Here is an 18048-nt window from a genome sequence, read left to right as displayed (position 1 = left end):
CAGCACAATTCTATTTTTGTGCCGTAAGCGGTTGCAGTAGCAGGGGGCGTTGTGGATATCTCAATTATTATAAGTGCCATCGCGGCGCTGGCCGTAGGGCTGGTCGTCGGTTGGCTGGCGACGAAGGCCGCCGCCGATCAAACGCGTGCTGACCTTATTGAAGAGCGGCGCGAGCTGGATATTGAGCTGAGCTCGGCCCGGCAGCAGCTGGTGCAGGCGGCCCACTGGCGCGATGAGTGCGAGCTGCTGAATAATGAGCTGCGCAGCCTGCGCGATATCAATAGTTCGCTGGAGGCCGATCTCCGTGAAGTCACCACCCGCCTTGAATCCACCCAGCTACATGCGGAAGAGAAAATTCGCCAGATGGTGAACAGCGAGCAGCGACTCAGCGAGCAGTTTGAAAATCTGGCTAACCGTATCTTCGAACACAGCAACCGGCGGGTTGATGAGCAGAACCGGCAAAGCCTGCACGGCCTGCTGACGCCGCTGCGCGAACAGCTGGACGGTTTTCGTCGCCAGGTACAGGACAGCTTCGGTCAGGAGGCGCGAGAACGCCACACGCTGGCCCATGAAATCCGCAATTTGCAGCAGCTGAATACCCGGATGGCTCAGGAGGCCCTGAACCTGACCCGTGCGCTTAAAGGCGATAACAAAACCCAGGGCAACTGGGGGGAAGTGGTTTTAACCCGCGTGCTGGAGGCTTCCGGGCTGCGGGATGGCTACGAATACCAGACCCAGGTCAGTATTGAAACGGAAAACCGCTCGCGGATGCAGCCGGACGTGATCGTCCGTTTGCCGCAGGGAAAAGACGTGGTCATTGATGCCAAAATGACGCTGGTGGCCTATGAGCGCTACTTTAACGCCGAAGATGATTACGCCCGCGAGGCGGCGCTGCAAGAGCATATTGCGTCGGTGCGCAGCCATATCCGCCTGCTTGGCAGGAAAGATTATCAACAGCTGCCGGGGCTGCGATCGCTCGACTACGTCCTGATGTTTATCCCCGTTGAGCCCGCATTTCTGCTGGCGATAGACCGCCAGCCCGAACTGATCAGCGAAGCGCTGCAGCACAATATTATGCTGGTCAGCCCCACCACGCTTCTGGTGGCGTTGCGTACCATTGCCAATCTCTGGCGCTATGAGCACCAAAGCCGCAATGCGCAGAAAATTGCCGAACGCGCGGGCCGCCTGTACGACAAAATGCGGCTGTTCGTCGATGATATGTCCGCAATAGGCCAGAGCCTCGACAAAGCGCAGGATAATTACCGCCAGGCGATGAAAAAGCTGGCCTCCGGCCGCGGCAACCTGCTGGTGCAGGCTGAAGCCTTTCGTGGCCTCGGCGTGGAGGTTAAGCGCGGGATTAATCCTGACTTAGTTGAGCAGGCAACCGCCCAGGACGATGAATACCGGCTGGATGAGGATGATAACTCACCGGAAAATAACGAATTTTCATCAGAATCTTCCGCTGCATCGATGTCAGGTGAGGGTTCTCAGCCGCGTTGAACCGTATGGGAAATGCGCTAAATCTGTTACACTCGCTGAACATTTTCTTGATAAGCAAGCAGGCATTGAGATGGTTGAGGATTCACAAGAAACGACGCACTTTGGCTTTCAGACGGTTGCCAAAGAGCAGAAGGCGGACATGGTTGCGCATGTATTCCATTCTGTGGCCGCAAAATATGATGTGATGAACGATTTGATGTCGTTCGGTATTCATCGTTTGTGGAAGCGTTTCACCATCGATTGCAGCGGCGTGCGTCGTGGGCAGACCGTACTGGATCTGGCCGGCGGCACCGGCGACCTGACGGCGAAATTCTCCCGCCTGGTGGGTGAGTCTGGCCGCGTCATGCTGGCAGACATTAACGATTCAATGCTGAAAATGGGCCGCGAAAAGCTGCGCAACATCGGCATTATCGGCAACGTTGAATACGTTCAGGCAAATGCGGAAGCGCTGCCGTTTGCCGATCACACCTTTGACTGCATCACTATTTCATTCGGCCTGCGTAACGTCACTGATAAAGAAAAAGCGCTGCGTTCCATGTACCGGGTTCTGAAGCCGGGCGGACGTCTGCTGGTGTTGGAATTTTCAAAACCGATTATTGAGCCGCTTAGCAAAGCGTACGACGCCTACTCCTTCCATATCCTGCCGCGCGTGGGGGAGCTGGTGGCTAACGACGGCGAGAGCTATCGCTACCTTGCGGAATCTATTCGCATGCATCCCGATCAGGACACCCTGAAGGGCATGATGCAGGATGCGGGCTTTGAAAGCGTCGATTACTACAACCTGACGGCAGGTATCGTGGCGTTACACCGCGGTTATAAGTTCTGACAGGGGAGACGCTATGCCTTTCAAACCACTGGTAACCGCGGGTATTGAGACGGTCCTGAATACTTTTCTCTGGCGCGATAAGGCCTTAAAACCGGCGCGTCAGCGTTTGTCAGGGAAAGCGCTGCGCGTGGAGCTGCAGGAGCTGGCGGCGCCGGTGGTTCTGGTCTTTAGCGACCGCCAGGTCGATGTGCTCGGCGCGTGGGAAGGCGAAGCGGACTGTACCGTCATCACCCGCCTGAGCGTTCTGCCGCAGCTGCGCAATCGTCAGCAGCTTACCGCGCTTATCCGCAGCGGCGACCTGCAGGTGCAGGGCGATTTGCAGGTGGTGCAGAATATGGTGACGCTGTGCGATCTGGCGGAGTTCGATCCCGCAGAGCTGCTGGCCCCGTATACCGGCGATATTGTCGCCGAGGGCGTCAGCAAAGTATTCCGCACCGGCGCTCGCTTCCTGCTGCACGGCGCGCAGCGCCAGCAGCGGTATGTTGCTGAGACGCTCACCGAAGAGTGGCGTCTGGCGCCAGGTCCGCTGGAAATGGCCTGGTTTGGGGAAGAGACCGCCGCGGCGGAACGCGCCCTGTCTGCGCTTGAAAAACGGCTGGAAATGCTGGAGGGCAAATGACGCCAGGAGAATTACGGCGCCTGTATCTTATTATCCGCACCTTTTTGAGCTACGGGCTTGATGAGCTGATCCCCAGGATGCGTATCACGCTGCCGCTGCGTATCTGGCGGCGCACGCTGTTCTGGATGCCAAATCGTCATAAAGACCAACCCCTCGGCGAACGCTTACGCCTTGCGTTACAGGAGCTGGGACCCGTCTGGATCAAATTTGGTCAGATGCTGTCAACTCGTCGCGATCTCTTTCCTCCGCAAATTGCCGATCAGCTCGCGCTCCTGCAGGATCGCGTGGCGCCGTTTGATGGTCAGCAGGCCAAAAAGCAGATCGAGCAGGCGATGGGCGGCCTTCCGGTTGAGGCCTGGTTTGATGATTTCTCGATTGAGCCGCTGGCTTCCGCCTCGATTGCCCAGGTACATACCGCGCGCCTGAAAGAGAACGGCAAAGAGATCGTGATTAAGGTTATCCGCCCGGACATCGTGCCGGTTATCAAAGCGGATATGAAGCTTATCTATCGCCTGGCGCGCTGGGTACCTCGCCTGCTGCCCGACGGCCGCCGCCTGCGCCCGCAGGAAGTGGTGCGCGAATATGAAAAAACGCTGCTCGACGAGCTCAACCTGCTGCGCGAATCGGCAAACGCTATCCAGCTGCGGCGCAATTTTGAAGATAGCCCAATGCTGTACGTTCCGGAGGTTTACTCCGACTACTGCAGCGAAGGCATGATGGTGATGGAGCGGATTTACGGCATCCCGGTTTCCGATGTCGAGGCGCTGGAGGCCCAGGGCACCAATATGAAGCTCCTCGCAGAGCGGGGCGTGCAGGTCTTTTTCACCCAGGTATTCCGCGACAGCTTCTTCCACGCCGACATGCACCCGGGTAATATTTTTGTCAGCTACGAACATCCGGAGAACCCGAAATATATCGGCATTGACTGCGGCATTGTGGGCTCGCTGAATAAAGAGGATAAGCGCTATCTGGCGGAAAATTTCATTGCCTTCTTCAACCGCGATTATCGCAAAGTTGCCGAGCTGCACGTTGATTCCGGCTGGGTGCCTGCGGATACAAACGTTGAAGAGTTCGAATTTGCCATCCGCACCGTCTGCGAACCTATCTTCGAAAAGCCGCTGGCTGAAATCTCCTTTGGGCATGTTCTGCTGAACCTGTTCAATACCGCCCGGCGCTTCAATATGGAAGTTCAGCCGCAGCTGGTATTGTTACAGAAGACATTACTTTACGTAGAAGGGGTAGGCCGCCAGCTCTATCCTCAGTTAGACTTGTGGAAAACGGCGAAGCCTTTCCTTGAGTCGTGGATTAAAGATCAGGTCGGTATTCCGGCGCTGGTACGCGCGTTCAAAGAAAAAGCGCCGTTCTGGATTGAAAGAATGCCGGAGATACCGGAGCTGGTGTACCAAAGCCTGCAGCAGAGCAAACAGCTGCAGAACAGCGTTGATACTATTGTCCGGGACATCCAGGTGCGGCACGCTCGCCAGGGACAGTCCCGTTATCTGTTTGGTATAGGCGCCGTTTTGTTACTTAGCGGTACTCTGTTATTCATCCACCGACCGGAGTGGGGCCTGATGCCCGGCTGGCTAATGGCCGGTGGCGTTGTGACCTGGCTGATTGGCTGGCGGAAAACGCGCTAAGCGGTATTGCCTTCATCACGGCGCATTCGTTCATGCGCGAAGTCATGCGAGCGGCCGGACAAAGAGGCGACCCGCAGGATGACGTGTATAATGCGTCCCATTAATTCATCATCTGTCATAGAGGAATGTGTATGGGTGGTATCAGTATCTGGCAGTTATTAGTTGTTGTCGTCATCGTAGTTCTGCTTTTTGGGACAAAAAAGCTGAGCTCGCTGGGGTCGGATTTAGGCGCATCAATCAAGGGCTTTAAAAAGGCCATGAATGATGATGAAAAACCTGAAAACGGGACTCAGGATGCAGATTTCGCGGCGAAATCTATCGCTGATAAGCAGGATGATGCGAAAAAAGACGAGACAAAACGCCACGACAAAGAGCAGGTGTAATTCGTGTTCGATATCGGTTTTAGTGAACTACTGCTGGTGTTTGTGATTGGCCTTATCGTACTGGGGCCACAGCGACTGCCTGTAGCGGTAAAAACGGTGGCTAGCTGGATCCGCACGCTGCGGTCGCTGGCGGCCACCGTACAAAATGAGATTACTCAGGAACTAAAACTGCAGGAATTTCAGGAAAGCCTGAAGAAAGTCGAAAAGGCGAGCCTGGATAACCTGACGCCTGAGCTGAAGGCCTCAATGGACGAACTGCGTGAAGCGGCCGAATCCATGAAACGCTCCTATTCCGCTCACGATCCTGAGAAAGCCAGTGACGAAGCGAACACTATCCATAACCCGGTGGTGAAAGGCAGCGAAGAACAGCGCCAGGACATCACGCCGGCGACGGCCGAGCATCAGGCCAGCGCGCCGGTTCATGCGCCAGCCAGCGCTGTCGATGAGCCGCTTCCGCCGTCGACCGAGCTTCCTGAAGCCAAAGAGAAAGCTGCCGTAAAAGCTACCGATTCCTCCCCCGCATCGAGTGATAAACCGTAAAAATGGGCGTAGACGATACTCAACCGCTAATTTCGCATCTGATTGAGCTGCGTAAGCGTCTGATCAACAGCATTCTCGCGATTCTGGTGATTTTTCTGGCGTTGGTTTACTTTGCCAACGACATCTATCAGCTGGTTTCGGCACCGCTCATCCGGCAGATGCCGGTAGGCGCGACGATGATCGCCACGGACGTAGCCTCTCCTTTCTTTACGCCGATCAAGCTGACATTTATGGTCTCGGTCATTTTGTCGGTGCCGGTCATTCTTTATCAGGTCTGGGCCTTTGTGGCGCCTGCATTGTATAAGCATGAACGCCGGCTGGTGATGCCGCTGCTGGTCTCCAGTACGCTGCTGTTCTACATTGGTATGGCCTTCGCCTACTTTGTGGTGTTCCCGCTGGCGTTCGGCTTCCTGACGCACGCGGCGCCGGAAGGCGTGCAGGTCTCCACCGATATCCGCAGCTATCTCGACTTCGTTATGGCGTTATTTATCGCCTTCGGCGTCTCGTTTGAAGTGCCGGTGGCCATCGTGCTGCTGTGCTGGATGGGCGTCACCACGCCGGACGATCTGCGTAAGAAACGGCCCTATGTGCTGGTCGGCGCCTTCGTTGTGGGTATGCTGCTGACGCCTCCGGATGTATTCTCACAAACGCTGCTGGCGATCCCGATGTACTGCCTGTTTGAAGTTGGGGTCTTCTTCGCCCGCTTCTACACCGGAAAACGACTGACGCGTGATGAAGATGCCGCCGCTGAAGAGGCGGGCAGCAAAGAAGAGTAATTAACCGCCCGTCAGGGCGGTTGTCATATGGGAGGGGCGATGTTCGATATTGGCGTAAATCTGACCAGTTCACAATTTTCCCGCGATCGCGATGAGGTCGTTGCCCGCGCTCAGGCCGCCGGAGTGACCGGTATGCTGCTGACCGGCACCAATCTCCATGAAAGCGAACAGGCCCAGCAGATGGCGCGGCGCTATTCCCGCTGCTGGTCAACCGCAGGGGTACATCCGCATGACAGCAGCAGCTGGACGGAGTCGGTTGCGGTGGCGATCGGCGAGCTGGCGCGCAGGGCGGAAGTGGTGGCAATTGGCGAATGCGGTCTCGATTTCAACCGCAACTTTTCGACTCCGGCGGAGCAGGAAGCGGCGTTTAGCGCGCAGCTGGCGCTGGCGGCTGAGCTTTCGCTGCCGGTATTTTTGCACTGCCGCGACGCCCACGAGCGCTTTCTGACTCTGCTCGCGCCGTGGCTGGATAAGCTGCCCGGAGCGGTGCTGCACTGCTTCACCGGCAGTCGTGATGAGGTGCGCGAGTGTCTGGAGAGGGGGTTGTATATCGGGATCACCGGCTGGGTATGCGATGAGCGTCGCGGCCTTGAGCTGCGCAATCTGCTGACGGAGATCCCGGACGATCGCCTGCTGATTGAGACCGATGCGCCCTATTTACTGCCGCGTGACCTGAGCCCTAAACCCAATTCCCGGCGCAATGAGCCCATGCATCTGCCGCACATTCTGACGCGCGTTGCCGGCTGGCGCGGTGAGGAGGCTCAGAGGCTGGAAGAGGTTACCGACACGAACGCCAGAACGCTCTTTGGCGTTCGCTTTTAACCGTGCCGTCAGATTTTATGGAAGTCAGTATTTTTGACGCTTTGCAGCACCTGTTTGTTAAGCAGGTTCAGCAGCAGCATAGAGCGGGTTTCGCCATCCGGCTCGCTGAAGATCGCCTGCAGGCCTTCGAACGCGCCGTCGGTAATCAGCACGCTATCGCCCCCGTGCGGCGTTTCCGGGTCCGTAATGCCTTCCGGTTTATAGATCGAGAGCTGATGAATCACCGCCGACGGTACGGTAGCCGGCTGGGCGCCGAAACGAACGAAGCTGTTCACGCCGCGCGTAGCGCTAATGGTCGTGGTATGGATAACTTCCGGATCGAATTCGATAAACAGATAGTTAGGGAACAGGGGTTCGCTGACCGTAGTGCGTTTACCGCGGACGATTTTTTCCAGTGCGATCGTCGGCATCAGGCAATTGACCGCCTGCCGTTCGAGATGTTCCTGGGCGCGCTGAAGCTGCCCACGCTTGCAATACAGTAAATACCAGGCTTGCATAATAACTCTTTCCACTCGATTAGTAGCAAGCATAACAAAAGCCTGGAGCGATCGCGAAAGCCATTATAAGTGAAAACTAAAATTCTATATTCTTTCACGCTAATTTAACAAAAGTACAGCATGGCGCCGATGAACACCGTATAATCAGCCGCCTGTATAGAGGTCAATAACAACTCCATGAAATACCACGATCTACGCGACTTTCTGACATTACTGGAGCAGCAGGGGGAGCTGAAAAGGATATCCCTGCCGGTCGATCCTCATCTGGAAATCACCGAAATTGCCGATCGCACTTTACGTGCCGGCGGCCCGGCTCTGCTATTTGAAAATCCTAAAGGTTACACCATGCCGGTGCTGTGTAATCTGTTTGGCACGCCGAAGCGCGTGGCGATGGGCATGGGGCAGGAAGACGTTAGCGCGCTGCGGGAAGTGGGCAAGCTGTTAGCTTTCCTCAAAGAGCCTGAGCCGCCAAAAGGCTTTCGCGATCTCTTCGATAAGCTGCCGCAGTTTAAGCAGGTACTGAATATGCCGACTAAGCGCCTGCGCGGCGCGCCCTGTCAGCAGAAAATTATCGAAGGCGAGAGCGTTGACCTGACGCAGATCCCGATTATGACCTGCTGGCCGGATGATGCCGCGCCGCTGATTACCTGGGGGCTGACGGTAACCCGCGGCCCGCATAAGGAGCGGCAGAATCTGGGCATCTATCGCCAGCAGCTGATTGGCAAAAATAAGCTGATTATGCGCTGGCTATCCCATCGCGGCGGCGCGCTGGATTTCCAGGAGTGGTGCGCGGCGCATCCAGGAGAACGTTTTCCGGTCTCCGTGGCGCTGGGCGCCGATCCGGCGACAATTCTTGCGGCAGTGACGCCGGTTCCCGATACACTCTCGGAGTACGCTTTTGCCGGCCTGCTGCGCGGAACGAAAACGGAAGTCGTGAAGTGTATTTCTAACGATCTGGAAGTGCCTGCCAGCGCTGAAATTGTGCTGGAAGGGTATATTGAGCCAGGGGAAATGGCGCCGGAAGGGCCGTATGGCGATCACACCGGCTATTACAACGAAGTGGATAGCTTCCCGGTGTTTACGGTGACCCATATCACCCGGCGCGAAGATGCCATTTACCATTCGACCTACACCGGAAGACCGCCCGATGAGCCTGCCGTATTAGGCGTGGCGCTAAACGAAGTCTTTGTGCCGATTCTGCAAAAGCAGTTCCCGGAAATTGTCGATTTCTATCTGCCGCCGGAAGGATGCTCTTACCGCCTGGCGGTGGTCACCATGAAGAAACAGTACGCCGGGCATGCTAAACGCGTGATGATGGGCGTATGGTCGTTCCTGCGCCAGTTTATGTACACTAAGTTCGTTATTGTCTGCGATGATGACGTTAATGCGCGCGACTGGAACGATGTGATCTGGGCGATTACTACCCGGATGGACCCGGCTCGTGATACGGTACTGGTAGAAAATACGCCAATTGATTATCTGGATTTTGCCTCGCCGGTTTCCGGCCTGGGTTCAAAAATGGGGCTGGATGCCACAAACAAATGGCCAGGCGAAACCCAGCGAGAATGGGGCCGCCCGATTAAAAAAGATCCCGAGGTGACGGCGCGCATCGACGCCATCTGGGACGAACTGGCTATCTTTAAATAACAGTAAGCGGGGCTAACGCCGCTGTTTTGCTCTATAGACCCGACAGAGGGGACGCATGACAACCTTAAGCTGTAAAGTGACCTCGGTGGAGGCGATTACCGATACCGTGTATCGCGTTCGATTAGTGCCAGAAGCGGCTTTCTCTTTCCGCGCCGGCCAGTATTTGATGGTGGTAATGGACGAGCGCGACAAGCGTCCGTTCTCTATGGCCTCTACGCCAGCAGAGCAGGAGTTTATTGAACTGCATATCGGCGCTTCTGAGCTAAATCTGTATGCGATGGCGGTAATGGATCGCATCCTGAAAGAGCGTGAGATTGAGGTTGATATTCCGCATGGCGAAGCCTGGCTGCGTGAAGATGAGGATCGTCCGCTCATCCTCATTGCCGGGGGAACCGGTTTTTCATACGTGCGTTCCATTTTGTTAACGGCCCTGGCCCGCAATCCGAATCGCGATATTGCCATCTACTGGGGCGGCCGCGAGGCGAAGCACCTCTACGATCTGTCTGAGCTGGAAGCGCTGAGCATTGAGCATCCTGGCCTGCGCATCGAGCCGGTTGTTGAACAGCCGGAAGAAGACTGGCGCGGACGTTCCGGGACCGTGCTGACCGCGGTGCTTCAGGATTACGGCACCCTGGCGGAGCATGATATCTACATTGCCGGTCGCTTCGAGATGGCTAAAATTGCCCGCGACCTGTTCTGCAACGAGCGTCATGCGCGTGAAGATCGCCTGTTTGGCGATGCCTTCGCGTTTATCTGATTATCGGCGCCCCGTTCTTTCGGGAAGGGGCGGCTGATGGTAGATTGCAGAAATAAAAAACCCGCCCCTGACAGGCGGGAAGAACGGCAACTAAACCTTCTCTCTTTGCCATTATCACCATAACTGCGTTGGCTAGGCTCGTTCACCCGAATCGCTTACTATGTATGCGTAAGCTCATCGGGATGAATAAGGGACATCCATGTCCCTCACCGAAGGCAGCCTTCGGCTGTTCAAATTCGTTCCTGACGAATTTGTCATTCGCTTGCCGCCTTGTTCTGGCGCCAATGGCTTGAGATAACCCCTCAATTAAACCCGCTCAAATACCGTCGCGATCCCCTGACCTAACCCAATGCACATGGTGGCCAGCCCAAACTGCGCGTCTTTGCGCTCCATCTGATTAATTAACGTAGTGCTGATACGCGCGCCGGAACAGCCAAGCGGGTGGCCCAGGGCGATCGCGCCGCCGTTAAGGTTGATCTTTTCGTCAATCTGCTCCGTCAGGCCCAGATCTTTTATGCACGGCAGGATCTGCGCGGCAAACGCTTCGTTCATTTCAAAAACATCGATATCGCTGGCGGTCAGTCCGGCCTTTTTCAGCGCCAGCTTTGATGCCGGAACCGGTCCATAGCCCATGATGGAAGGATCGCAGCCAACAACGGCCATTGAGCGTACGCGGGCGCGGGGTTTCAGCCCCAGCTCCCGGGCGCGGCTCTCGCTCATTAGCAGCATGGCGGCAGCTCCGTCGGAGAGGGCGGAAGAGGTGCCCGCCGTGACGGTGCCGGTGACCGGGTCAAAGGCTGGCCGCAGCGCGGCCAGCGCTTCCACGGTGGTTTCCGGGCGAATGACTTCGTCATAGTTAAATGATTTCAGTACCCCGTCGGCATCGTGACCGCCCGTGGCGACAATCTCATTTTTAAAAGCGCCGGATTGCGTGGCTGCCCATGCCCGAGCGTGGGAGCGTGCGGCAAACTGGTCCTGCATCTCGCGGCTGATGCCGTGAAGACGCGCCAGCATTTCTGCCGTCAGGCCCATCATGCCGGCAGCTTTGGCGACATTACGGCTAAGGCCCGGGTGAAAATCGACGCCGTGGCTCATCGGGACATGGCCCATATGTTCCACGCCGCCAATCAGGCAGACGCTCGCGTCACCGGTCATGATCATGCGCGCCGCATCGTGCAGCGCCTGCATAGATGAGCCGCACAGACGGTTAACCGTCGTCGCGGGTACCGAGTGCGGGATCTCCGCCAGCAGCGCGGCGTTACGTGCGATGTTAAAACCCTGCTCCAGCGTTTGCTGTACGCAGCCCCAGTAGATATCGTCGATCGTGGTCGCATCGAGCGCCGGATTACGCGATAGCAGGCTACGCATCAGGTGCGCGGAGAGGTCCTCCGCACGCACGTGGCGAAACGCGCCGCCTTTTGAACGGCCCATCGGGGTACGAATTGCATCGACAATGACAACCTGTTCCATTGTGACTCCTTAAGCCGTTTTCAGCTCGCCTACCGGACGGGCAGGTTCAACCGGGGGGTAATAGGGTTCGTTATGGCGCGCTTTGTTGCGCAGACCTTCCGGCACCTCATACAGCGGGCCGAGGTGCTGGTACTGCTGTGCCATATCGAGATATTTTGCGCTACCCAGGGTGTCCAGCCAGCGGAAGGCGCCGCCGTGGAACGGAGGGAAGCCGAGGCCATAAACCAGCGCCATATCCGCTTCCGCCGGGCTGGCGATAATGCCTTCTTCCAGGCAACGCACCACTTCGTTGACCATGGGAATCATCATGCGGGCGATAATTTCTTCATCGCTGAAGTCGCGCTTCGGCTGGCTTACGTCTGCCAGCAGGCCGTCAACGGCCGGGTCCTCTTCTTTCTTCGGTTTGCCTTTGCTGTCCTGGGTATAGCGCCAGAAGCCAAGGCCGTTTTTCTGGCCGAAGCGGTTAGCGTCGAACAGGGCGTCAATCGCATCGCGATAATCTTTCTGCATGCGCTGCGGGAAGCCGGCGGCCATCACCGCCTGCGCATGGTGGGCGGTATCGATGCCGACCACGTCGAGCAGGTACGCCGGCCCCATCGGCCAGCCGAACAGCTTCTCCATGACCTTATCGACCTTGCGGAAGTCTGCGCCATCGCGTAGCAGCTGGCTGAAGCCGGCGAAGTAGGGGAACAGCACGCGGTTGACGAAGAAGCCGGGACAGTCGTTAACCACGATCGGCGTTTTGCCCATCTTGCTGGCCCAGGCCACCACCTTGGCAATCGTCTCATCCGAGGTTTTTTCGCCGCGAATCACTTCAACCAGCGGCATACGATGCACCGGGTTAAAGAAGTGCATGCCGCAGAAATTCTCCGGACGCTGCAGAGCGTTTGCCAGTTCACCGATCGGGATCGTTGAGGTATTGGAGGCCAGCACCGTATCCGGGCGCACTTTACCTTCGGTCTCCGCCAGCACCGCTTTCTTCACTTTCGGGTTTTCGACAACGGCTTCAACGACCACGTCCACGCGCTCAAAGCCGGAGTAGTCCAGCGTCGGGTGAATGGTGCCGATGACGCCTGCCAGCTTCAGGCCGTCAATCTTGCCGCGCTCAAGCTGTTTGTTAAGCAGCTTGGCGGCTTCGTTCATGCCGAGCGTCAGCGATTTGTCGTTAATATCCTTCATGATGACCGGCACGCCTTTCCAGGCAGATTGATAGGCAATGCCGCCGCCCATAATCCCGGCGCCCAGCACGGCGGCCTGTTTCGGCGTTTCAACGTCTTTGGTCAGCTTCTTCGCTTTGCCTTTGACGTACTGATCGTTGAGGAAGATGCCAACCAGCGCGCGGGCTTCTTTAGTGTGCGCCAGCGGGACGAAGCTTTGGTTTTCCAGCTTCAGCGCTTCATCGCGGCCGAGCCGGGCGGCAGCTTCAATCGTTTTGACGGCGGTCATCGGCGCCGGATAGTGTTTCCCGGCGGTCTGGGCGACCATTCCTTTCGCAATGGTGAAGCTCATGGCGGCTTCGATTTTGCTGAGCTTCAGCGGCTCCAGCTTCGGCTGACGCTTCGCCTGCCAGTCGAGATCGCCGTTAATGGCCTGGCGCAAAATGCTGAGCGCACCGTCGCGCAGTTTCTCCGGCTTGACGATGCCGTCGATGAGGCCGATTTTCAGCGCCTGATCGGCACTGACGTCTTTACCCGCCGCGATAATTTCCAGCGCACTATCGGCGCCGAGCATGCGCGGCATACGCACTGAACCACCGAAGCCCGGCATAATGCCCAGCTTAGTTTCCGGCAGACCGATGCGCAGGTCCGGCGTTGCCAGGCGATAATCCGTCGCCAGCACGCACTCGCAGCCGCCGCCCAGCGCATAGCCGTTGACGGCTGAAACGGTGGGGACCGGTAAATCTTCGAGGCGGTTGAAAACGCTATTGGCAAAATGCAGCCATTGGCTGAGCTGCTCCTGCGGGACCAGGAACAGGGAGAGAAATTCGGTTATGTCGGCACCGACGATAAAGGCCGCTTTGTCAGAGCGCAGCAGCAGCCCTTTAAGATCTTTTTGCTTTTCGAGCACGTCCAGCGCATCGCCGAGGCTGGCTACGGTTGCGGTATCGAGCTTGTTAACCGAGCCGGGGGCATCGAACACCAGTTCGGCAATGCCATCTTCCAGCCAGTCGAGGTACAGGTTGTCGCCTTTGTAGAGCATGTCAGTCTCCTGAATCCAGCAATATGATCTGGTCGTACCAGATGAGACGGAGTGTGGGATTTATGTTAAAGAATTGCAAACAAGTCTTTAAATAAATGCTGGTCGGATCACATCCGGCGGAAATCGCCCTGCCTGAAGCCGATGTGCTAAGATGCGGAGAGTCACGATCTAATAAAATCAAAGGATAAAAAGATGGAATCACTAGCCGCGCTCTATAAAAACCATATTGCTACCTTACAAGAACGTACCCGTGATGTTTTATCTCGTTTTAAGCTGGATGCCTTACTGATTCACTCCGGTGAGCTGGTTAACGTCTTCCTTGACGATCACCCGTACCCGTTCAAGGTCAATCCGCAGTTTAAAGCGTGGGTGCCCGTCACGCAGGTTCCTAACTGCTGGCTGCTGGTGGATGGTGTGAATAAGCCGAAGCTGTGGTTCTACCTGCCGGTTGATTACTGGCATAACGTTGAGCCGCTGCCGACTTCATTCTGGACCGAAGAGGTGGAAGTGATTGCTCTGCCGAAGGCTGACGGTATTGGCAGCCAGCTCCCGGCGGCGCGCGGCAACATCGGCTATATCGGCCCGGTCCCTGAGCGCGCGCTAGGGTTGGAGATCGCCGCGGATAAAATCAACCCGAAAGGGGTTATCGACTATCTGCACTACTATCGCTCTTATAAAACGGATTACGAGCTGGCCTGCATGCGCGAAGCGCAGAAATCAGCGATCAACGGCCATCGGGCGGCGCATGAAGCCTTCCTGTCCGGGATGAGCGAGTTCGATATCAACCAGGCCTATCTGACCGCGACCGGCCACCGCGATACCGACGTACCGTACAGCAACATCGTCGCGATCAATGAGCACGCCTCGGTGCTGCACTACACCAAACTGGATCACCGCGCGCCGGCAGAAGCGCGGAGCTTCCTGCTCGATGCCGGTGCGGAATATAACGGCTATGCGGCGGATCTCACGCGTACCTGGGCCGCGCACGGCGATAGCGACTTTGCCCAGCTGATTAAAGACGTTAATGATGAGCAGCTGGCGCTGATTAGCACGCTGAAAGTCGGAACCAGCTACGTGGATTATCACGTCCAGTTCCATCAGCGTATTGCTAAACTGCTGCGTAAACATCAGATCGTCACCAACATGAGCGAAGAGGCGATGGTCGAAAACGACCTGACCGGGCCGTTTATGCCTCACGGCATCGGCCACCCGCTGGGTCTGCAGGTGCATGATGTCGCTGGCTTTATGCAGGATGATTCCGGTACCCATCTGGCGGCGCCGTCGAAATATCCGTACCTGCGCTGCACGCGCGTGATCCAGCCGCGTATGGTGCTGACCATTGAGCCAGGTATCTATTTTATTGAGTCTCTGCTGGCTCCGTGGCGCGAAGGGCAGTTCAGCAAGCATTTCAACTGGCAGAAAATTGAAGCGCTGAAACCGTTTGGCGGCATTCGTATCGAAGATAACGTCGTTATCCACGAGAACAGTGTCGAAAATATGACGCGTGACCTGAAACTGGCCTGATGGAGAGTTGGTTGATACCGGCCGCGCCGGTGAGCTTTGTCGAAGAGATTAAGAAGAGCCGTTTTATTACGCTATTGGCGCATACCGATGGCGTAATGGCGGCAAAGGCGTTTGTTGAATCAGTAAGAGCGGATCACCCGGACGCTCGCCACCACTGCGTGGCGTGGGTGGCCGGCCCGCCGAACGATTCACAGCAGCTGGGTTTCTCTGACGATGGTGAACCGGCGGGAACGGCAGGTAAACCGATGCTGGCACAGCTTATGGGCAGCGGTGTTGGTGAGATAACTGCCGTCGTAGTGCGCTACTACGGCGGTATTCTGCTGGGTACCGGTGGTCTGGTGAAGGCCTATGGCGGTGGCGTACACCAGGCGCTTGCTCAACTGACAACGCAGCGCAAGACGCCGCTGACCGCATATACTTTGCAGTGTGAATACGGGCAATTAGCCGGTGTTGAAGCGCTGTTGACTCAGTTCGCAGGGCAAATTGTCGAAAGCCAATATCAGGCGTTCGTCCAGCTGCGTGTTGCGCTTCCTCAAGCTGAAGTGGCGTCATTTTCAACAAAACTGGCTGATTTTAGCCGTGGCTCGTTGCAATTACTGAAGATTGACGAATAATCCCCACCTGATTTTTTGCATATCAAAGGAAGCGCCAGAGATGCATTTTCGCGCGATTACCCGAATCGTTGGACTGCTGGTCATTTTATTTTCGGGGACCATGATCCTCCCGGGATTAGTGGCCCTGATATACCGTGATGGTGCCGGGCGGGCGTTTACCCAGACCTTTTTCGTCGCTTTAGCTATTGGCTCTCTATTATGGTGGCCGAACCGCCGTGAAAAGGGTGAGCTGAAATCCCGTGAGGGCTTCCTGATCGTTGTCCTCTTCTGGACCGTGCTGGGCAGCGTCGGTGCGCTACCGTTTATCTTCGCCGAGCAGCCAAACCTGACGGTCACCGATGCGTTTTTTGAATCCTTCTCTGGCCTTACCACCACGGGCGCGACTACGCTGGTCGGCCTCGACTCGTTGCCTCACGCCATTCTTTTCTATCGTCAGATGCTGCAATGGTTTGGCGGTATGGGGATCATTGTGCTGGCGGTCGCGATACTGCCGATACTCGGCGTCGGTGGGATGCAGCTGTACCGGGCGGAGATGCCCGGGCCGCTGAAGGATAACAAAATGCGCCCGCGAATCGCCGAAACGGCAAAAACGCTGTGGCTCATCTATGTCCTGCTGACCGTCGCCTGCGCGCTGGCGCTGTGGTTCGCCGGGATGCCGGCATTTGACGCCATTGGTCATAGCTTTTCGACCATCGCCATTGGCGGCTTCTCCACGCATGACGCCAGCGTCGGCTACTTTAACAGTCCGACGATTAACTCGATTATCGCGGTATTCCTGCTGATCTCCGGCTGTAACTATGGTCTGCACTTTTCATTACTCAGCGGACGAAGCCTGAAGGTGTACTGGCGCGATCCCGAATTCCGCATGTTTATCGGCGTACAGCTGACGCTGGTGGTGATTTGTACGCTGGTGCTGTGGCTGCATGATGTCTATAGCTCAGCGTTAACCACATTGAACCAGGCATTCTTCCAGGTTGTCTCAATGGCCACGACCGCGGGCTTCACGACCGATAGCATTGCGCGCTGGCCGCTGTTCCTCCCGGTGCTGCTGCTGTGCTCGGCATTTATCGGCGGCTGTGCCGGCTCGACGGGCGGTGGGCTGAAGGTTATTCGTATTCTGCTGCTCTTTAAACAGGGGAACCGCGAGCTCAAACGTCTGGTACACCCGAATGCGGTATACAGCATTAAGTTGGGCAATCGCGCTCTGCCGGAACGTATCCTCGAAGCAGTATGGGGATTCTTCTCCGCCTATGCGCTGGTGTTTATCATTAGTATGCTGGCGATTATTGCTACCGGCGTCGATGACTTCTCCGCATTTGCTTCGGTCGTCGCAACCTTAAACAACCTTGGTCCGGGGCTTGGCGTAGTGGCGGATAACTTTGCGACGATGAATCCGGTCGCAAAATGGATCCTGATTGCTAATATGCTATTTGGTCGTCTGGAAGTGTTCACCCTGTTGGTGCTGTTTACCCCCACTTTCTGGCGTGAATAGCTGGAGTATTTGTGAAAACGTTGATTCTATTTTCCACCCGTGATGGGCAGACTCGTGAAATTGCCTCCTTTCTGGCATCCGAGCTGAAAGAGCTGGGCGTCGATGCGGACACTCTCAATCTGAACCGCACCGATACGGTTGAATGGCGCGACTACGATCGCGTGGTGATTGGGGCATCCATTCGTTACGGTCGCTTCCATCCGGCGGTTGACCGCTTTGTGAAGAAACATCTGCAATCGCTGAACGCGCTGCCCGGTGCGTTTTTTTCGGTTAACCTCGTCGCGCGTAAACCGGAGAAGCGTACGCCGCAAACCAATAGCTATACGCGCAAGTTCCTGCTCAGCTCGCCGTGGCAGCCGCAGCATAGCGCGGTGTTTGCCGGTGCGCTGCGCTACCCGCGCTACAGCTGGTACGATCGCGTGATGATTCGCCTGATTATGAAGATGACCGGCGGTGAAACGGATACCAGTAAAGAGGTGGTCTATACCGACTGGCAGCAGGTCGCTAATTTTGCGCGAGAGATCGCACAAATGAGCAGCAAATAGCGGATAAAATCACCGCGATGATGGCAAATTGAGCGGTTGAATAATTTTTTGAAAACAGGGCTTGTCAACGTCGGAGAACTCCCTATAATGCGCCTCCACTGACACGGAACAACGGCCAGCACGCCGCCGGGTCAGCAGGCTTCAGCGCTGAATATCAGCCGCGAAAGCCGACGGAGAAAAGCAAAATAAACGCTTGACTC

The 18048-nt window shown here is 56.4% G+C and carries 17 protein-coding genes; 14 read left to right on the top strand and 3 right to left on the bottom strand.

Going from position 1 to position 18048, the window contains the following annotated elements; translation table 11 throughout:
• Positions 1-51: 51 nt before the first annotated feature.
• From rmuC to tatD, 8 genes are all read left to right on the top strand, one after another.
• Positions 52-1500 carry a DNA recombination protein RmuC gene (gene rmuC / locus NWP14_RS26035; RefSeq protein WP_375216218.1) on the top strand — a complete coding sequence of 483 codons (1449 nt, stop codon included), beginning with the start codon at positions 52-54 and terminating at the stop codon, positions 1498-1500.
• Between the two features lie 70 nt (positions 1501-1570).
• Positions 1571-2326 (top strand): bifunctional demethylmenaquinone methyltransferase/2-methoxy-6-polyprenyl-1,4-benzoquinol methylase UbiE, encoded by a 756-nt coding sequence (ubiE, locus tag NWP14_RS26030; RefSeq protein WP_375216217.1) that lies wholly within the window; start codon positions 1571-1573, stop codon positions 2324-2326.
• A gap of 13 nt (positions 2327-2339) precedes the next feature.
• Complete coding sequence (locus tag NWP14_RS26025) at positions 2340-2945, top strand: SCP2 domain-containing protein (protein WP_375216216.1); 606 nt, start codon at positions 2340-2342, stop codon at positions 2943-2945.
• Positions 2942-4582 (top strand): ubiquinone biosynthesis regulatory protein kinase UbiB, encoded by a 1641-nt coding sequence (gene ubiB, locus NWP14_RS26020; protein WP_095105205.1) that lies wholly within the window; start codon positions 2942-2944, stop codon positions 4580-4582. Before NWP14_RS26025 ends, ubiB begins: the two co-directional genes overlap by 4 nt.
• A gap of 131 nt (positions 4583-4713) precedes the next feature.
• A complete protein-coding gene (tatA, locus tag NWP14_RS26015; RefSeq protein ID WP_095105206.1) occupies positions 4714-4965 on the top strand; it encodes a Sec-independent protein translocase subunit TatA in 252 nt (83 codons plus the stop codon).
• A gap of 3 nt (positions 4966-4968) precedes the next feature.
• Positions 4969-5505, top strand: coding sequence for a Sec-independent protein translocase protein TatB (gene tatB, locus NWP14_RS26010; protein WP_375216215.1), 537 nt, complete (start codon positions 4969-4971; stop codon positions 5503-5505).
• Positions 5506-5507: 2 nt separating this feature from the next.
• Complete coding sequence (gene tatC / locus NWP14_RS26005) at positions 5508-6281, top strand: Sec-independent protein translocase subunit TatC (RefSeq protein WP_041143522.1); 774 nt, start codon at positions 5508-5510, stop codon at positions 6279-6281.
• A gap of 27 nt (positions 6282-6308) precedes the next feature.
• Entirely contained in the window at positions 6309-7103 is a 795-nt protein-coding gene (gene tatD / locus NWP14_RS26000) for a 3'-5' ssDNA/RNA exonuclease TatD (RefSeq protein WP_375216214.1), read from the top strand.
• A gap of 8 nt (positions 7104-7111) precedes the next feature.
• Here the strand turns inward: tatD and rfaH are convergent, their stop codons facing one another.
• Positions 7112-7600 carry a transcription/translation regulatory transformer protein RfaH gene (gene rfaH / locus NWP14_RS25995; protein ID WP_041143524.1) on the bottom strand — a complete coding sequence of 163 codons (489 nt, stop codon included), beginning with the start codon at positions 7598-7600 and terminating at the stop codon, positions 7112-7114.
• A 177-nt stretch (positions 7601-7777) separates the two neighbouring features.
• Between rfaH and ubiD the strand changes: the two genes are divergently transcribed.
• The gene (gene ubiD, locus NWP14_RS25990; protein WP_095105209.1) at positions 7778-9247 is read left to right on the top strand and encodes a 4-hydroxy-3-polyprenylbenzoate decarboxylase; all 1470 of its coding nucleotides are present in this window, start codon (positions 7778-7780) and stop codon (positions 9245-9247) included.
• A 55-nt stretch (positions 9248-9302) separates the two neighbouring features.
• Positions 9303-10004 (top strand): NAD(P)H-flavin reductase, encoded by a 702-nt coding sequence (gene fre, locus NWP14_RS25985; RefSeq protein WP_095105211.1) that lies wholly within the window; start codon positions 9303-9305, stop codon positions 10002-10004.
• A 306-nt stretch (positions 10005-10310) separates the two neighbouring features.
• Here fre and fadA read toward each other — a convergent pair whose 3' ends face one another.
• Both fadA and fadB read right to left on the bottom strand, forming a co-directional pair.
• Complete coding sequence (gene fadA / locus NWP14_RS25980; RefSeq protein WP_095105212.1) at positions 10311-11474, bottom strand: acetyl-CoA C-acyltransferase FadA; 1164 nt, start codon at positions 11472-11474, stop codon at positions 10311-10313.
• Positions 11475-11483: 9 nt separating this feature from the next.
• A complete protein-coding gene (gene fadB, locus NWP14_RS25975) occupies positions 11484-13673 on the bottom strand; it encodes a fatty acid oxidation complex subunit alpha FadB (RefSeq protein ID WP_375216213.1) in 2190 nt (729 codons plus the stop codon).
• A 192-nt stretch (positions 13674-13865) separates the two neighbouring features.
• Here fadB and pepQ point away from each other — a divergent pair, with 192 nt between their 5' ends.
• From pepQ to hemG, 4 genes are read left to right on the top strand one after another with little or no spacing between them, the layout of a single operon-like run.
• Positions 13866-15197 (top strand): Xaa-Pro dipeptidase, encoded by a 1332-nt coding sequence (gene pepQ / locus NWP14_RS25970; RefSeq protein ID WP_095105214.1) that lies wholly within the window; start codon positions 13866-13868, stop codon positions 15195-15197.
• Positions 15197-15811 carry an IMPACT family protein gene (locus NWP14_RS25965; RefSeq protein WP_095105215.1) on the top strand — a complete coding sequence of 205 codons (615 nt, stop codon included), beginning with the start codon at positions 15197-15199 and terminating at the stop codon, positions 15809-15811. The genes pepQ and NWP14_RS25965 overlap by 1 nt, the downstream gene beginning before the upstream one ends.
• Before the next feature lie 40 nt (positions 15812-15851).
• A complete protein-coding gene (gene trkH / locus NWP14_RS25960; RefSeq protein WP_095105217.1) occupies positions 15852-17303 on the top strand; it encodes a Trk system potassium transporter TrkH in 1452 nt (483 codons plus the stop codon).
• An 11-nt stretch (positions 17304-17314) separates the two neighbouring features.
• Positions 17315-17848, top strand: coding sequence for a menaquinone-dependent protoporphyrinogen IX dehydrogenase (gene hemG, locus NWP14_RS25955; RefSeq protein ID WP_375216212.1), 534 nt, complete (start codon positions 17315-17317; stop codon positions 17846-17848).
• Positions 17849-18048: the final 200 nt, after the last annotated feature.

Origin of the sequence: Klebsiella sp. C349492, assembly GCF_042055345.1 — a bacterium.
Classification (GTDB): Bacteria; Pseudomonadota; Gammaproteobacteria; order Enterobacterales; family Enterobacteriaceae; genus Klebsiella; species Klebsiella scottii.
This window is presented reverse-complemented; position numbering and strand designations above follow the sequence as displayed.

Excerpts from the sequence above, each read along its gene's own strand:
- NWP14_RS25965 (WP_095105215.1), top strand. The coding sequence starts at position 15,197 with ATGGAGAGTTGGTTGATACCGGCCGCGCCGGTGAGCTTTGTCGAAGAG.
- tatD (WP_375216214.1), top strand. The coding sequence starts at position 6,309 with ATGGGAGGGGCGATGTTCGATATTGGCGTAAATCTGACCAGTTCACAA.
- trkH (WP_095105217.1), top strand. The coding sequence starts at position 15,852 with ATGCATTTTCGCGCGATTACCCGAATCGTTGGACTGCTGGTCATTTTA.
- fadA (WP_095105212.1), bottom strand. The coding sequence starts at position 11,474 with ATGGAACAGGTTGTCATTGTCGATGCAATTCGTACCCCGATGGGCCGT.
- ubiE (WP_375216217.1), top strand. The coding sequence starts at position 1,571 with ATGGTTGAGGATTCACAAGAAACGACGCACTTTGGCTTTCAGACGGTT.
- ubiB (WP_095105205.1), top strand. The coding sequence starts at position 2,942 with ATGACGCCAGGAGAATTACGGCGCCTGTATCTTATTATCCGCACCTTT.
- fre (WP_095105211.1), top strand. The coding sequence starts at position 9,303 with ATGACAACCTTAAGCTGTAAAGTGACCTCGGTGGAGGCGATTACCGAT.
- fadB (WP_375216213.1), bottom strand. The coding sequence starts at position 13,673 with ATGCTCTACAAAGGCGACAACCTGTACCTCGACTGGCTGGAAGATGGC.
- rfaH (WP_041143524.1), bottom strand. The coding sequence starts at position 7,600 with ATGCAAGCCTGGTATTTACTGTATTGCAAGCGTGGGCAGCTTCAGCGC.
- tatC (WP_041143522.1), top strand. The coding sequence starts at position 5,508 with ATGGGCGTAGACGATACTCAACCGCTAATTTCGCATCTGATTGAGCTG.
- pepQ (WP_095105214.1), top strand. The coding sequence starts at position 13,866 with ATGGAATCACTAGCCGCGCTCTATAAAAACCATATTGCTACCTTACAA.
- ubiD (WP_095105209.1), top strand. The coding sequence starts at position 7,778 with ATGAAATACCACGATCTACGCGACTTTCTGACATTACTGGAGCAGCAG.
- tatA (WP_095105206.1), top strand. The coding sequence starts at position 4,714 with ATGGGTGGTATCAGTATCTGGCAGTTATTAGTTGTTGTCGTCATCGTA.
- NWP14_RS26025 (WP_375216216.1), top strand. The coding sequence starts at position 2,340 with ATGCCTTTCAAACCACTGGTAACCGCGGGTATTGAGACGGTCCTGAAT.